General features: G+C 58.6%; 9 protein-coding genes and 1 pseudogene. 8 read left to right on the forward strand and 2 right to left on the reverse strand.

The features are described from left to right. Window positions 1–2,466: pseudogene (locus KP708_RS07850) on the reverse strand (hypothetical protein); the annotation flags it as partial. Beyond that, window positions 2,466–4,577, reverse strand: coding sequence for a BamA/TamA family outer membrane protein (locus KP708_RS07855; protein WP_215748793.1), 2,112 nt, complete (start codon window positions 4,575–4,577; stop codon window positions 2,466–2,468). The gene KP708_RS07855 and the pseudogene KP708_RS07850, both read right to left, overlap by 1 nt. A gap of 215 nt (window positions 4,578–4,792) precedes the next feature. On the opposite strand from KP708_RS07855, the gene KP708_RS07860 reads away from it, so the two are divergent. From KP708_RS07860 to KP708_RS07895, 8 genes are all read left to right on the forward strand, one after another. Continuing rightward, on the forward strand, window positions 4,793–5,749 hold the full coding sequence (locus KP708_RS07860; RefSeq protein WP_215748794.1) for a 1-acyl-sn-glycerol-3-phosphate acyltransferase: 957 nt from the start codon (window positions 4,793–4,795) through the stop codon (window positions 5,747–5,749). Window positions 5,750–5,989: 240 nt separating this feature from the next. Then, window positions 5,990–7,399, forward strand: a complete 1,410-nt coding sequence (gene miaB / locus KP708_RS07865) for a tRNA (N6-isopentenyl adenosine(37)-C2)-methylthiotransferase MiaB (RefSeq protein WP_083956298.1) — start codon at window positions 5,990–5,992, stop codon at window positions 7,397–7,399. Continuing rightward, window positions 7,393–8,577 carry a PhoH family protein gene (locus tag KP708_RS07870; protein WP_215748795.1) on the forward strand — a complete coding sequence of 395 codons (1,185 nt, stop codon included), beginning with the start codon at window positions 7,393–7,395 and terminating at the stop codon, window positions 8,575–8,577. Before miaB ends, KP708_RS07870 begins: the two co-directional genes overlap by 7 nt. Further along, on the forward strand, window positions 8,546–9,034 hold the full coding sequence (gene ybeY, locus KP708_RS07875; RefSeq protein WP_202206657.1) for an rRNA maturation RNase YbeY: 489 nt from the start codon (window positions 8,546–8,548) through the stop codon (window positions 9,032–9,034). The genes KP708_RS07870 and ybeY overlap by 32 nt, the downstream gene beginning before the upstream one ends. Next, window positions 9,031–9,969, forward strand: coding sequence for a hemolysin family protein (locus tag KP708_RS07880; protein ID WP_215748796.1), 939 nt, complete (start codon window positions 9,031–9,033; stop codon window positions 9,967–9,969). The genes ybeY and KP708_RS07880 overlap by 4 nt, the downstream gene beginning before the upstream one ends. Window positions 9,970–10,027: 58 nt before the next feature. Next, window positions 10,028–10,657, forward strand: coding sequence for a thioredoxin domain-containing protein (locus KP708_RS07885; protein ID WP_215748797.1), 630 nt, complete (start codon window positions 10,028–10,030; stop codon window positions 10,655–10,657). Beyond that, complete coding sequence (locus KP708_RS07890; protein WP_052750010.1) at window positions 10,658–11,296, forward strand: thioredoxin domain-containing protein; 639 nt, start codon at window positions 10,658–10,660, stop codon at window positions 11,294–11,296. A gap of 28 nt (window positions 11,297–11,324) precedes the next feature. Then, a complete protein-coding gene (locus tag KP708_RS07895; RefSeq protein WP_215748798.1) occupies window positions 11,325–15,848 on the forward strand; it encodes an AAA family ATPase in 4,524 nt (1,507 codons plus the stop codon). Window positions 15,849–15,950: the final 102 nt, after the last annotated feature.

Below are 15,950 nucleotides of genomic sequence, written 5' to 3' on the forward strand. Positions count from 1 at the left end.
CTGCGGAGCCAGTGTCGCCCGCAGATGATCGACCCCCATGATATCTCCGAAAGAGACATTCGCAGGGCCACCCAGCCGGATATACTCTTCCTTGGCCATGGCCGTCAGACGGTCCACGCGCMCCGTCTTTTTGGGCAAGTTGAGCAGAACCGCCGCATCCACGTTGGCCGGAGAACCCATGACGTTCTGAAAAGCGCCATTCAAAGTCACCGCCATGGCGGACTGAGGACCTTTGACTGTGGCATGAGCCTTGCCGGTGATGCCCTGAGAGCGGACACCCGTTAGATCCAGCGTCAGATCTGGAGCGGGATCGTCAATCGGGTTGGAAATCGTTCCTTTTAGATTGAGAGCCTGCACGCTGGCCTGAGCCATGGTGAGTGCACCGTCCAGCCCCAGCCTGACCTGCGGTGGCGCGCCCTGCGGTTCAGTCGTATGGATGGCCAGCGCCAGGTGACCTTTGATGGCCTGCCCGATCAGTCGCTGGAAATCCGAAAGATTTTTGATGCTGACGTCCAGATCACCCAGCGGCACTTTCGCGCCATTCGGGAGGCGGAGTTTCCCCTGCCCCGTCAGGCTGTTCCAGCTCAATTTGTTCAAATCGAGATGGAAAGCACCGTCATCCGTTTTCTGAACAGCCGTATCCAGCGCCAGCGGGGCATGATCCAGTGTTCCATGTGCAGTCAGGGTACCTTGCGGCCGGCCGGGCAAATGCTGGAAATCTGCATCCAGTGCGACTGGGCCCTTGGCGACATCCTTGGTGCCGAACTCACCCTCAAGCCCTGCTTTGACAGCCAGATCATCGGTAGGACCATCGGCCGTTGCCGTCAGGGTCATGTTGCCCAGAAGTGCTGGGCTGGCCTGCCGCAGATCAGGAAGAGCAACCGTTGCTTTGGTTTGCATCGTGTTGCCATGCGCCAGATCGACAACGGCAGACACCAGTAAATGAAGCGCCTGACCGTCCAGACCAAAACTCTTCACCGTCAGAACATTGGCGGGTGACTTGCTGAGCTGAAGCGCCAGATGACCATCCTTGCCAATCAGATGGAGAGCCTGTGGCTGGCCACCCGTAACAGAGATCGTACCTGAGCTCTCAAGTGTCAGATCATCATGATCGGTCACTGGCATGGCAAAATCAGCCGCGAGGGCCGCGCTACCACTCAGATCCGTACTTCCGATCGCGGCCAGAGGATGCAGATCTGGCAGCGCCAGTGTCACATGACCCTTGGCCGCTGGCTTGACATCAACATTGGCTGCGACGTGCATCAAAGGATGATCAATCCTAGCGACAACCGGAAGTGTCGCTGCCAAAGGGTGAGCCGTCACATCCAGCGTCAGAGGCGCCGAAGCCAGAAGCGTTGGCTGGCTTCCGGGAATCCGCAGGCCATCCAGAGCAGCTTGCAGATGTGCAACGGTATCTTCTGGCTTTGCGGCTTCCGTGCCATCGAACGTCGCGTGCAGATGGCCGATGGATGCGCCACCAGCCGTCAGTGCATCAATATCCAGCAGCCCCTGTCCGGCAGGTGCCTTGATCGGACCATGTAGATCCGTGTTCAGAGCTATCGCGTTCCAGCCAATGCCCGGCTTCAATGTCATCGCAGGGGCATTGGCCTTGACGTGCAGGTTCGCGACGTTCGTGTAGAGATTGATCTGCCCTGTAGAAGATGCCGTAATCGGTCCAGCACTCAGGCCGAAATCAAGGACCGCTGCCGTGCGGGGGCCTGCAAGGTTCAGATGCATGTCCACAGGATCAAGCTGCGGAAGCTGTCCGAGTGTGGTTGCAAAGCCGTTGACACCTTCCTTGAAGGTAACGGCGAGAGCCAAACGATCTTTCGGCGTCTGGGCTGAAAGCGTAAGTCCCCCGGCCGCATCCAGACGGGCCAGTTGCAGGGCAATGTCCATCTTGGGCAGTGTCTGCATCGTCACGCCATTCAGGAATGGCGCGATAGACGCAATATGAGCGTGACCATTCAGGCTGAACAGCGTTGCCTTGCCCGTGAAATCAGGACCAATTTCGATCCGACTGACTTTCAGGACATCCAGATCAACCTGAATATTCAGCTTTGATGGGCTGGAACTGGCTTGGGTTTCAGTCGTCTCTGCCGTTGTGTCAGAAATTGGTTTGCGCAGAAGAGCGAGGCGCTCAGCGCTCAGAACCTTGACGTGTGCATCCATGCCCACAAGGGACAGGGGCGACCAGCGAAGTTCAAAATTATCCAGTTCGAGCCAGACGCCCTTGCTGTCCTTCACTGCAAGCCGCGCAAGCTTCAGATGCTGCGGAAGCGCACCGGACAGACCGGAGATCTGCACCATTCCACCCGTGAGTGGACTGACCTTCTGTTCAATCAGGCGCTGGCCCGGACCGATATTGATCCCGATAAGGACGACAACGAGCGCCAGGACAACCAGCCCGAGCGGAACGCCAATGACGAGAGAGACGATCCAGAGAATAATCCTGCGGGCGCGCATCAGAACGTCTCTCCAAGACCAATATACAGTTCCCATTTGTCGCCGTAGGCCGGTCTGTTCATCGGCAGCGCGACATCGACACGAATTGGCCCAATAGGGGTGAAATAGCGCACCCCTCCGCCATAACCCACGCGAAGTGTTCCCTGTCCGGGGCGGGAACCTGTCCCGACCTGTCCGGCGTCCACGAATCCTGCCAAACCGAGGTTCATGGGCAGTCTCTGCCTGAACTCAACTGTCCCGGCATCCAGAGACGTGCCGCCGATGGCGTACTTGGTGCGACCATATTGCGGGCCTACACCCTGATATCGGAAACCACGCACTGTCGCCGGTCCACCGGCATAAAGCCGTTGATCTGGCGGGATCTGATACGTCGAAGCGCCCTGCACGGACCCGACTGTGCCGCGAACCGCTATAACGCTCTTGCCAGGCTTCGTCAGGCCGATCTTAGCCAGATCGAAATAGGTAGAGACCTGCGCGGACAGTAGTGTGAAAAACGATGTTCCGTTCTCCAGCGACACTGAAGGTGTGGCAGATAGAGAGGCCCGAACACCATGTGTGGCCGGATCAATCGGATTTTCCAACTGGGTGCTATCATAGGCCGCACTGAGAGGCGCCGATACGATGAAGTAACTTCGCGTATCTCCGAACTGCTGGATTTGTTCCTGCATACCCATCAGGCCGCCGGAGACATACCAGAACTTGCCGAGACGACGTCCGATGCCACCACGAATGAGGAAGGCGGTCTGATGATAGGAGTACAGAAGCTGACGAATAGCTTCGACACGCAGACTCAGGTTTTGGTTCTTATGCAGGAAGTCCGGTTTGCTGAAATCAGCGTAAACGTCATACCCCAGCCCCTGCTGCGCTGACCCTCCAAGACCCGTAATAAGAGCTGTGAGCTTTAGCTGCTCTGCATTGCCCAGCAGATTATGGTGCGTCCAGGTTGCACCGGCACGCCCACCGAGATCCGTCGAGTACCCGGCCTGCACCGCAACAGTGCGTCTTTTTGCTTCCTTGAAGCTGAAATTGACCGGCATGGCCTGAAGAACGCCAGGCATGAGCGTCTGGCTTGCGGGAAGTGTGATGATGGGCGGCGCATTATGCACCTGAACAGAAGAGAACACGCCGACTGCTGCCAGATCCTGACGGGCAGATTCAATCTTGGAGGGCTGGTAAAGCTGCCCTTCCCGGATCGTCAGACGCCGCCGCAGAAAAGACTGATGCACACGCTTGAGGTCATCCATCCCGATCGGACCAATGACAACCTTCGGCCCTTTCCCCACACGGAAAACGATATCAAGGGTTTCATCATGCGGCTGGAGATAGGCCAGCGGCGTAGAAACATCCGCGACGGCGTAACCCTCTTCCTGCAACTGAGTCAGCAGGTTGCCTTGCGCAGCCAGAACGTCCGAAGCAATCGCAGGTTGACCCGCCTTAAGCTTAAAGGCCTTCTGTTCGTCAGACGTAAGCTCAACCGGCACTCCCTGCCCCGCAGCCTGCCCGGAGGTATCAACCGCTCCCATTTTGTCGGCAGTCTGAGCTTTACTCGAGACCGGGGCCGCACTTCCTTTGGGGGACGGCGCTGTTTTCGGAGCGCCAGAAACGTCTGGTTGAGGTTCTGCTTTCGGTGGCGGTGTCGTCAGGATAATTTTTCCAAGGCGGAACTGGTTCCCCTTGCTGACGGAAATCGTGATGGTGACTTTGGCGTCTTTGGGAAGAGTGTTCAGCACGTCCGGTACGGCCGGATCACGTCCGTCTAGCTCTCGTGCTCCTGCCTTGATAAGAATTGTAACCGTCCCGGCATAATACCCCTGAGACTGCAGTGCCGTGTCCACACGGTCATAATCTGACCTGATACGGCCAGCGAGGGCATAGGGCCCGACGGCATGCGTATTCTGAAGCGATTGCAGCTGGGAGGACGCATTTACAGCGGCATCAAGGTCAGCATTTTTCGTTGGCTGTATCGTGACCTTGTAGGGAACAGCCTGTTCAGCAGTTTCGCCGGCGACAGGCGCCGTATCAGCCTTGGCCCTGGGCGCATGGCAGCAGACTGCCATTGCCCCAATGGCAAGAGAAAGGGAAACAGCAGATGAGCGACCGCGTGACTTCACCGGAGGTCCTGATAATCCGTTTTGAGAAATGATCGACCCCGAAGAGGCCGAACCACGAAAAGCGAACCGATCGGATGTGGCCGCATACCCTTGTGGCAGTACCCCACGACGCACTGTCAAGTCCATGACAGAAAGACCTTTCGAGGCAGGTATACAATGTTCGTAAGACAAACGAGATTGTCTCCAGCGCCTGAAATCCTTATCACTCAGCACCCATGCCCCATCCTGATGCTCAGCCACCACTCGGCCGCCGTCGCCATAACCGACCGATCATTGACGAAAGTGTCAATTTTCCGGACGAACAGGCAACGACCCAGTTCTCTGCTTTCAGTCGCACCGCTTGCGTGACGAGGCTTGCGGCCGTGCTGATCTGGGCATTCTGGGTTTCTGTCATCCAGTTTGTACTCATCCGTCTTCCAGGCTCCGGCAAGGTTCGGGTGCCCCGGATATTCTGGCGCATGATCTGCCGCATTCTTGGCTTGCAGGTCCGCATCGTGGGAACGAGAGCCGGAAAAATCCTTAACGCCAAGGGTGTGCAACAGGGCGAGCGCCCCATCATCTATGTCGCGAACCATTGCTCGTGGCTGGATATTCCTGTTGTCGGTGGCGCACTTCACACGGTCTTTGTCGCAAAGGGTGAAGTGGGATCCTGGCCGTTGATCGGAACCATCTCCCGGCTGGGGAGGACAATTTTCGTCAGTCGCAACCGTCAGAATACGGGCAAAGAACTACAGGAAATGACCGAACGCCTATGGGACGGGGACGACATCGTCCTGTTCCCTGAAGGGACATCTACTGACGGCTCCCGCGTTCTGCCTTTTCTTTCCTCGTTCTTTGCTGTCGCGAAGCCGGGACGGCTGGATCAGGTTGGCACGCCGAAACCCCCTTCAACCCTCGTTCAGCCAGTGTCCATTGTTTATGATCGCTTGGAAGGGTTACCTGTTGGCCGTAGCCGTCGATCCGTCTTTTCCTGGTACGGAGACATGGATCTGACACCTCATCTGTGGTCCTTCTGCCAGTGGCGCTCTATGCGCGCGACAATTCTGCTGCATCCCCCGCTGGACCCGGAAAATTTTCGCTCACGGAAAGAGCTGGCGAACGCCACCTTCAAGGCCGTCAGCGAGGGCGCGGCAAAGCTCCGGCAGGGACTTGTTCCTGACGACCAGAACTAAACCTCATTATCTTTGGATCAAACCAAGGTTTGTCTTGACTTGCAGGCTGGCCCCGCGTCACTTTCAGTTCCATCGATGGGAGCAATTCAGCGTCCATCCGGAGATGGTGATGCCGCTTCAGGCCAGTCTGACATGTCGGTTCAGTCTCATGTTTGACCTTTCCTCTGTCGGGGCGGGCTTGACCCCGCAGCCTCCAGCCCTGATGTGTGTGCCTGATATTGCCAGCCCCGGATTGAAACCTTGACCACCGAGACTTCCGCCTCCGCGCCCGCCCCTGCCGAACGTGCCCGTCATGGCCTGCATGTCATTACATGGGGCTGTCAGATGAACGTCTATGATAGCGCGCGCATGGCCGATGTCCTGCGCCCTCTGGGATATGGCCCTGTCGACACGCCTGAGGCTGCTGACATGGTGATTCTCAACACCTGTCACATCCGTGAACGGGCTACGGAAAAGGTTTTCTCCGAGCTCGGACGACTGCGCAAAATCCGTGATGAGCGGATTGAGAATGGTCAGGATCGCAGCATCATTGCTGTCGCCGGATGCGTGGCGCAGGCCGAAGGGGAAGAAATCCTTCGCCGTGCGCCGTATGTCGATCTGGTGCTTGGGCCACAGACGTACCATCGCCTTCCGGAAATGGTCGCCCGTGCGGCACGCGCCGGTGGTGCTGTCATTGAAACGGACTTCCCAGCGGAACAGAAGTTTGACTTCCTGCCTGCCGAAGCCGCACCGCAGTCCTCGGGAAATCTGACTGCCTTTCTGACCATTCAGGAAGGCTGCGACAAATTCTGCTCTTTCTGTGTCGTTCCCTACACGCGGGGCGCTGAAACCAGCCGCCCTGTCGCATCGGTCATGGCAGAAGCCCGACGTATGGTTGCTGCGGGCGTGCGCGAAATCACCCTGCTGGGCCAAAACGTCAATGCCTATCATGGTGATAACGGCCAAGGCGGGAGCGCTACTCTGGCAGAGCTGGCTGCCGAACTGGGTCAACTGGATGGGCTGGACCGCATCCGGTATATGACCTCACACCCGCGCGATGTGGATCAGAGCCTCATTGACGCGCACCGTGATAACCGTGCCTTGATGCCTTTCCTCCATCTGCCGGTTCAAAGTGGTTCGGATCGCATCCTGAAAGCCATGAACCGTGGCCACACGGCGGATGAATATCGCGAGAGCGTCCGTCGCCTGAGGGAAGCTCGTCCAGATCTGGCACTGTCTTCTGATTTCATCGTGGGGCATCCCGGTGAGACAGAAGAAGACTTTGAAGCGACAATGCAGCTTGTCCGCGATATCGGCTTCGCCATGGCCTACAGCTTCACATATTCCCCCCGTCCCGGCACCCCAGCCGCTGGCCAGCCTTTTCAGGTGGCCGAAGACGTGAAGACCCGTCGTCTGGCAGAGCTTCAGGCCCTTCTGCGTGAACAGCAGGATGCGTTCAATGCAGACATGGTCGGCACGGTTCAGGATATTCTCATTACGGGGAAAGGCCGCAAGCCAGGACAGCTCTCCGGCCGGTCTCCGTATCTCCAGCCCGTTCATTTCGAAGGGCCGGACCATTTGATTGGCACCATCGCCAAGGTGGCCATCACCACTCGCATGACCAACTCACTTGGTGGAACCCTCATCCGGGAGACAGCCTCCGCTTGCTGACAACACCCCCGACGCGCTCCGTCGCCGCCCCTGGTGGCACCGAAGGCAATCGCACCGTCGCATTGCGCTTCAATGACAATATTCTCCTTCAGAGACTTCTGGGAGATCATGACAGGCACCTCGTCCAACTTGAGGAGGGGTTCAATGTCAGGCTTTCATGCCGCGGCAACAAAATCGCCATTTCAGGCGAAACGGATGCCGTAGGCCGCGCTCAGGCGGCTATCGTTGCGCTGTACAATCAGCTCGAACAGGGCGGCACCATCGACAGTTCTCAGGTTGATGGTGTGGTCCGGATGACTGCGCTGCCTACACGGCATCACGAACGCCAACGCGCTGCTGTTCCCCCGGCCCCACCCTCCAGGCAGCAACAGCCTCGTCGCGAAGCAGGTCAGCACAAACCTGCCCCTCAAAATTTCCAGACCTCTCCGACGTCTGCTCCTCTGACCGATCTTCCGGCCATTCGCACCAAACGCGGTGTTATTGCTCCCCGCTCTCATGGGCAGGCCGCTTACATGGAAATGCTGGCCCGCACTGATCTGGTTTTTGGAATCGGCCCTGCCGGAACCGGCAAAACCTATCTGGCTGTTGCTCAGGGCGTTGCCATGCTTCTTGCCGGACAGGTGGACCGGATCATTCTTTCCCGCCCGGCTGTTGAAGCAGGCGAGCGTCTGGGCTTCCTGCCCGGCGATATGCGAGAAAAGATCGACCCTTATCTGCGCCCGCTTTACGATGCCCTGAATGACATGATGCCTGGGGATCAGGTCGTGCGCAGAATGGGCACCGGCGAGATCGAAGTTGCACCGCTGGCTTTCATGCGCGGCAGAACGCTTGCCCATTCTTTCGTCATTCTGGATGAAGCCCAGAACACGACCCCAGCCCAGATGAAGATGTTCCTGACCCGCATGGGTGAAGGCACACGCATGGCTGTTACAGGCGACCTGAGTCAGATTGATCTGCCCAACGGGGTATCATCTGGGCTAAGGGAAGCCGTCGAGACCTTGGAAGGTATCAAGGGAATCGGCATCACTCGCTTTACATCCGTCGATGTGGTGCGCCATCCGCTGGTCGCCCGTATCGTCGATGCCTATGAACAGAAAGCGCCTGCCCCCCTGGATAATTTCCGGGATCGGCCGCGCCGGGATAACAATGGAACCTCCAAGTCGTCACGCCGGTACTGACATCATCATCGAGGACGCCAGATGGCGCTCCTCGGTCTCTGATACCGAGCGCACAATCCGTCGTGCGCTCACCGCCGTCGCCCGTCAGGGTGGCCCGGATTTCAGCCGGTCTCCTGCTCCGTCGATTCTTCTCTCGACAGATCGGATCGTAAAGCGGCTCAATGCCCGCTTCCGTAACAAGAACAAACCCACGAATGTCCTGACGTTCGAACCGGTCTCTCCCTTGCACGGCGGAGACATCATTCTGGGTTACGAGACAGTTCGGAAGGAAGCGGATGCGGCCCACCGCAGCATGCGCGCCCATCTGTCCCATCTCGTTGTTCATGGAGCCCTGCATCTTGCAGGATACGATCATTATCTCCCCGGTGAGGCCCGGGACATGGAAGGGGTTGAAACCCGCACGATGCGCCAGCTCGGTTTTGGCGATCCATGGCGACAGGCAGGAAGACGGGCATGAGCGAAGACACTACGGACCGTTCAGACGACGGTAAAAAGAACTCTCGCGGATTGTTCGGACTATTCGGCCGACGCAACCGCGATCAGGGTCTGCGTGAGTCGATCGCGACACTTGTCCACGAAGCCGCCCAGCCTTTCGAGGAAACGGGAGACGAGCCGGAACTGGACAGACAGGAACGTGCCCTCATCATGAATGTCCTGCGCTTGCGGGACATCACGGCAGATGACGTGATGATCCCGCGCGCAGATATCATTGCCATGTCAGAGAGCATCTCTTTCAACGATGCCCTGGATCACATGCGTCGGGAAAACCATTCCCGCATGCCAGTCTATCGCGGCCAGCTCGACGATATCGCTGGCATGATCCATGTGAAGGATCTGGTGGCGTATGTTGATGACCCTGAGGCGTTCGACATCCGCCCGCTTCTTCGTCAGCCCCTGATGATTGCCCCGACCATTCCGGTGCTTGATCTGCTTCTGCAGATGCGCCAGCGCCGGATGCACATGGCCCTTGTCATTGATGAATACGGCAGCATCGATGGCCTCGTCACGATCGAAGATCTGATCGAGACGATTGTGGGTGATATCTCGGACGAACACGACGACCCTGTAACGACCCCGTGGGTAGAACGCGCGGATGGCTCTTTCGATATTGATGCCCGTCTGCCCGTCCGCCAGCTTGAGGAACGCTTGGGGGCCGTTCTCACCGATGCTGAGCGCGAAGCCGAGATTGAGACGGTTGGTGGGCTTGTCTTCCGTCTGGCAGAGCATGTTCCGGCAAAAGACGAGGTTCTGACCCATGAGAGCGGGCTGGAATTCCGCGTTCTGGATGCGGATGCGCGCCATATTCGAGCTTTGCGGATGCGGGTGCCGGAAGGCTGGGAAAAGAAGCCCCTGCCTGATACAGGACAGCAGGATGACGAACGCGGGTCTTGACGTCTGAGCCAGATCAGCGTTGTGAGTAGGACATCTTGTCCGTAGTGGAGCCTTGTCCATGACCCTTGGCCGTCGTGCATTTCTCGTTGCTGGGCCTGCCCTTGCGGCAGTTGCGTCATTTTCTTCCGCCCATGCGGAAGAAAATGGACTTCCCTCGACTGATCCCCGGATGGGTCCGCGCGTTCTGGGGTCGCCAGATGCCAAGGTTCAGGTCGATGAGTGGTTTTCGCTCACCTGTTCTCACTGCGCTCACTTCGCACAGACCATCTTTCCACAGATCAAGACTAACCTGATCGATACCGGAAAAATCCGGTATCGCTATCATGACTTCCCCTTGGATCAGGTCGCACTTCTGGCCTCAATGCTAGCCCGGTCTCTTCCTGCTGATCGCTACGCCCCTTTTGTGGACGATCTTCTGCGCACACAGGATCAGTGGGCATTCGCTCAAAACATCGATCCCATACAGGAACTGAAAAAGCGCGCCGCCATGGCAGGCGTCTCATCGGCTGAGTTCGACAAGATCAATGCCGATAATGCCCTGCGCGAGGCTATCGTGAACCGGCAGGACCGCGATGGTGCTTTCCTTCAGATCCAGGGTACCCCTTATTTCCGCATCAATGACGCTCCGGCACCGGATGTCGTTTCCAGCTATGATGCGTTCGCCAAGGCAGTTGCAAAGGCTTCCTGAATGACCCGCCCCATGATTTCCCGCCGCTTCATTCTCTCCGCAGCCCCGGCTCTTGCCGTGGCTGGTACGGCAGCCCGTGCGGCAGATGCGCCGCCAGCCCTTCCCGCCAATGACCCGCGCATGGGACCGCGCATCATCGGCAATCCGAATGCCAAGGTGCTGGTACAGGAATGGTTTTCCCTGACCTGCACGCATTGCGCCCATTTCGGAACAGAAGAGTTCCCGAAGATCAAGGAACAGCTCATTGATACGGGCAAAATCCGCTATCAGTTCCATGATTTCTGTGGTGACCGCGTTGGTCTGACTGCCGCCATGGTAGCTCGTTCACTGCCGGAAGACCGTTACGTACCTTTCATTGGTGCGCTGCTCTCCAGCCAGATGCAGTGGGCCTTCGCTTCGGGTGGCGACCCCATGCAACGTCTTCAACAGATGTCAGCTCTTGCTGGTGTCTCCGCTGCCCAGTTCAAGAGCATCAGCGAAGACACGGCGTTCATGCAGGCCATGTTCAATCAGGTGCAGAAGGATGCGGACACTTACAGCATTCAGGGTACGCCGTATTTCCGCTTTAACAACACGCATTACGATCAGGATCCGGAAACCTACGAGAAGTTTGCCGATCTGGTCTCCAAGGCCTCCTGATCTCTTTCAGGGCGTTTCATAAACACCGATGTCAACGCACACCACGACGATCAGCCGCCTGACGATCGGCGGCTTCAAAAGCTTCGCCGATGAGGTGCGCGTTGACATTCTTCCGGGCCTGACGGGCATTATTGGCCCGAACGGCTGCGGCAAATCCAATGTCGTCGAAGGCCTGCGCTGGGCTATGGGGGAAACCTCTGCCCGCGCCCTTCGGGGTGGCGAGCTGGACGATCTGATCTTTGCCGGAACAGGCGCACGTTCCGCCCGGAACATTGCTCAGGTCACGCTTCATCTGACCGGCGCCAAGGGTCTTGCCCCTGCTCCGTTTCAGGATGCTGAAGACCTCGAAATCACCCGTCGTGCAGAGCGTGGCTCCGGTAGCGAATACCGCATCAATGGCCGTGTCATGCGCGCGCGTGACGTGCAGACGCTTTTTGCCGATCTGGCGTCCGGTGCACGTAGTTCCGCCATCGTCAGCCAGAACCGTGTCGGCCAGCTTATCGCGGCCAAGCCGGAAGAGCGCCGCCTCCTGCTGGAAGAAGCTGCTGGCATCACGGGCCTTCATGCTCGCCGCCATGACGCGGAACTGAAACTTCGTCAGACCGAGACAAACCTCTCCCGTGCGGAAGATCTGCGCCTTCAGATTGAAGAGCGGCTCGGCAGTCTCGAAGAGCAGACCGTTCAGGCCCGGAAATATCGTGAGCTCTCCGAGAAGTTGCGTGAAGCCGAGGTTCAGCTTCATGCCCTCCTGCACGCCCGCGCCAATCTTGCCGTACAGCGCAACAAAGATGATCTGGCCAAAGCCCGAGAGGCCCTCCGCAAAGCCGAGCAGGAAGCCGAACACGCCACCATTGCGGAGTTCGAAGCCCGCAAGGCCACCCCACAGGCCAGAGAAGAAACAGACCGTCTTCGCAGCGCTCTGGAACGTCTGAAAGTTCAGTCCGAAACGGCACGAGTGGACGTCACACGTGCGCGGGAAGCAGAGGCCGACGCACTGGCACGCTTCCAGCAGGCCGAAGCAGATTTTACCCGAAGCACTGAACGGCTCTCGCAGGATCGAGCCGCCCAGGCGGCCGCTCTTGCAGATTTGGAAGCGCAGGAAAAGGAACACGCCCAGCTTCCTGAACAGCGCGCTCAAGCCACCGAAGAGCAGAACCGGCTCGCAGCACTTGAGCGAACGCAGGCAGCGTCTCTGGAAGACGCAGTCCGTCTGCGAGACGCAGAAGCGATCCGTCGCGATGGGCTGAAAAGCGCTCTGGATGCTCTGACAACGCGACTTGATGCCGAAACAGGCGCTCTTCAGGCACTTGAAGCAGAACTGACTGCGCTGGAGAAAGATCGGCCGGACGATGATGCCCTGGAAAGCCTGCGCCAACAGGTCGATGTCGCCATCAATGAGGCTGAAGACGCCCGACAGATCGAAGCTGCTACTCTCGCCACGCTTCAGGATGCGCGTCTGGCAATGGAATTGCAGGGCCGTACCCTCGAAGACGGACGGCAACGCCTGACTGTTTTGGAAAAGACCGAGGCGGATCTGAAGCGTCGCCTTCAGGCGGCGACAGACCGCCTGTCTCAGGACCGGAGCGCCCATGCCCAGACAGCAACCGCTCTTCTGACGGATGCAAAGCGCGCCGAGCTTCATGCTCAGAGGGAAAAGACCCTGCAGGCATTGGAAGATATTTCCGCTCGGGAACGCGTAGCGCGACAGGCTCTGGATGAGGCCAATAGCGCATGGCTGGAAGCACGCGCGAAGGCTGAGGAAGGCGTTCAGCGCCATAAGGGTCTTCTGCGTGCGAAAGACAACGCCCAGCAGGTCGCCAGTCAGGCAGCGCAACGCGCAGAAATGGCTCTGCGGGAGCGGGATACCGCCGCGAAAGCTCTCGTACCGGACACTGACGTAGCAGGCCTTCGAGCAGCCGTCACAGGTCTGGAAACGAGACTGGATGCCCTTCAAGGTGCTCTTTCCGAGGCCGAAAAGGCCCTTTCGTCCGCGTCCGAAGCGGAGAGCGCTACCCGTGAGGCTTTGACCCGCACAGAAAGCACGATCCTGCGCCTTCGTTCGGAATGTGAGGGGCTGGAACAGACACTCGCCGCCGTCGCCGCGCAGCCGGACCCGTTGGAAAACAGACTTGATATTCCGGCGGATCTGGCACGGGCCGTCGCTGCGGCATTGGCGGACGGGCTCGATGCCTCGCTCGCGCCCATGACCGTCGCAGCCGACCGTCGGTGGCTTGCTCTCACAGCACTAGCCAGCCCACAGATTGATTCCTGCCCGCCCCTCTCGTCTCTGGTTGCGGCGCCTGACGCTATTAAACGCTGCCTAGACGCCATTTTTCTGTTGGACGATCCCAGGAGAGGAGCCACTCTTCAAACGCATCTCAAGCCCGGTCAGGCGCTTGTCTGCCGGAATGGTGCTCTGTGGAGATGGGACGGTTTCATTCGCTCTGGAGACGCGCCTGATGCCGGAGCTGCCCGTCTGGAGCAGAGACAACGTCTGACACAGGCCCGCGCCCTTCTCACTGAGCAGGAAAAAGGACTTCCGGCCGTACAGAGCGCTTTCCAAGAAGCCCAGCGCACTCGCGTCGAAACGGAACAGACCTTGCAACGTCTTCGGTCGGAACGTTCGGGGCTGGAGCCTGAACTGAGCAAGGCCCGCACGCAGCTCTCGTCACGCGAACAGCAGGCTGCGCTGGCAAAAGGTCGATGGGAAGAAGCGGAACGTCGGCTGTCGGATGCAGAGGCCGCTGCAAAAAGTACACGCTCGGACGCTGACAAAGCGGCAGCCAATTATGACGCCCATCCTTCTCCGGCAGATCTGACGCACACGGCTGAACAGGCGGCTCAGGTCGTGGAGGAGGCTCGAACAGCTCTCACGGCACTGACGCGGGATCTCCAGACAGCCCGGACAGAAACTGAACAGGCTGATCGCACGTTGGATCAGGCCGTTCTGCGTCATGAGACAGCGCAGACACGTCTTCAGGAACTGGAAGACGCTCTGACGCGGCTGGAGCGGGACATCGACGCTCTTCAGACTGAGCTTGAAACCGCAAGAACCACGACAGACCGGCCGGACCTTCCGGATCTGGAGCGCCGTGAAGCCGTAGCTCGTCAGCAGCATCAGGACGCCCGGCAGAAGCTTGAAACCGCGAGCAAGACCACGAGCGACCTCCGCCAGAAGGCAGATCGCCTTTCGGCCGAACTGCAAACTTTGGATCAGTCCGCCACGGCAGCCCTCGCCCGGCGCACGGCGCTTGCTCCACGTGCAGCGGAACTTAAGGCGCTCGTCGAAAAGCTCACGAAAGACCATCAGGCGCAGGCCGCCGCCATTGCAGAACGTCCAGACCCCGCGCTTCTGGAACAAAACGTACTAGAAGGCACGGCGGAACTGGAAGAAACCCGGAAGACACTTCAGACGGTCCGGGAGACTCTGTCTCACCTCGCGCTGGAAGATATGCGCTTAAACGGGAGTATCGCGGCGCTCAGAGGACGGCTATCCGACCTTGCGGGACAGATTTCTCTGGCCGTTCAATCCCATGCGGAACTGGAAGAACGCCGGAATACGCTGGAATACGCTTGGAATAAAGCAGCCCATAGTCCAGTTCGTCTCGAAGCCGCACTGAAGCAGCAGGATCTGGATCTTGAGAAAACCCAGACAGCTTATGATGAAGCCCGCGCCAAAGACGAAGCCACCGATCAGGCCGGGCAGGCTGCGCAGGAGCGTCGTCGGGAGGCTGATCTGGCTCTGTCCTCCGCACGCGAGGCCATTGCCCGCCACACGGAACGCGCTGAACAGGCCGTGGCAGCGCGTGAGCGTCTGTTGACGGAAAGCGACCCGCCAGAAGGCGGCGTTTATCCGTCTGATCTGTCAGAGCAAGCTGAAACGTCCACGCGCCGTCGTCTCTCCCGTCTCACCCGGGAACGGGATGATCTGGGGGCCGTCAATCTGCGGGCCGAGACAGAGTATCAGGACGCCAAGCAGACCGCCGAGACCATCGCCCGCGAGCATGAAGAACTGACGGCCGCCATCAACCGCCTGCGTGGCGGCATTGGGACCATCAATCGTGAAGGACGCGAGAGACTTCTGGCCGTCTTCACGGAAGTAGACCGGCATTTCCAGTCACTGTTCTCACGGATGTTCGGAGGCGGTCGCGCGCATCTGGGTATGGTCGGGAGTGATGATCCACTGGAAGCCGGTCTGGAAATCTTTGCCCAGCCGCCGGGGAAAAAGCTTTCCACCCTTTCCCTGCTGTCCGGCGGCGAGCAGGCCCTGACGGCACTTTCTCTCATTTTTGCGACGTTCCGCTGCAACCCCGCACCGATCTGCGTGCTCGATGAAGTCGATGCCCCCCTGGATGATGCCAATGTGGAACGCTTCTGTTCCCTTCTGGCAGATATGACCAAGGAAGCGGGCACGCGCTTCCTTGTCGTGACCCATCATCAGCTCACCATGGCGCATATGGACAGGCTCTATGGTGTCACAATGCAGGAACGTGGTGTAAGCCGGGTATTGTCGGTTGATCTGGGGCGTGCTGCCGCTCTTGTCGAAGGCTGAAGTCTTTTTTCTTCAATCGAAAATTGACGTTAAGGCGTTGAAGCCTTTTGATAGACAAAACGCCTTGAAAGATCGAACCCATTTTCGTCGAACCACCTCTCC

The organism is Gluconobacter sp. P5H9_a (assembly GCF_018812085.1).
Taxonomy (GTDB): Bacteria; Pseudomonadota; Alphaproteobacteria; order Acetobacterales; family Acetobacteraceae; genus Gluconobacter.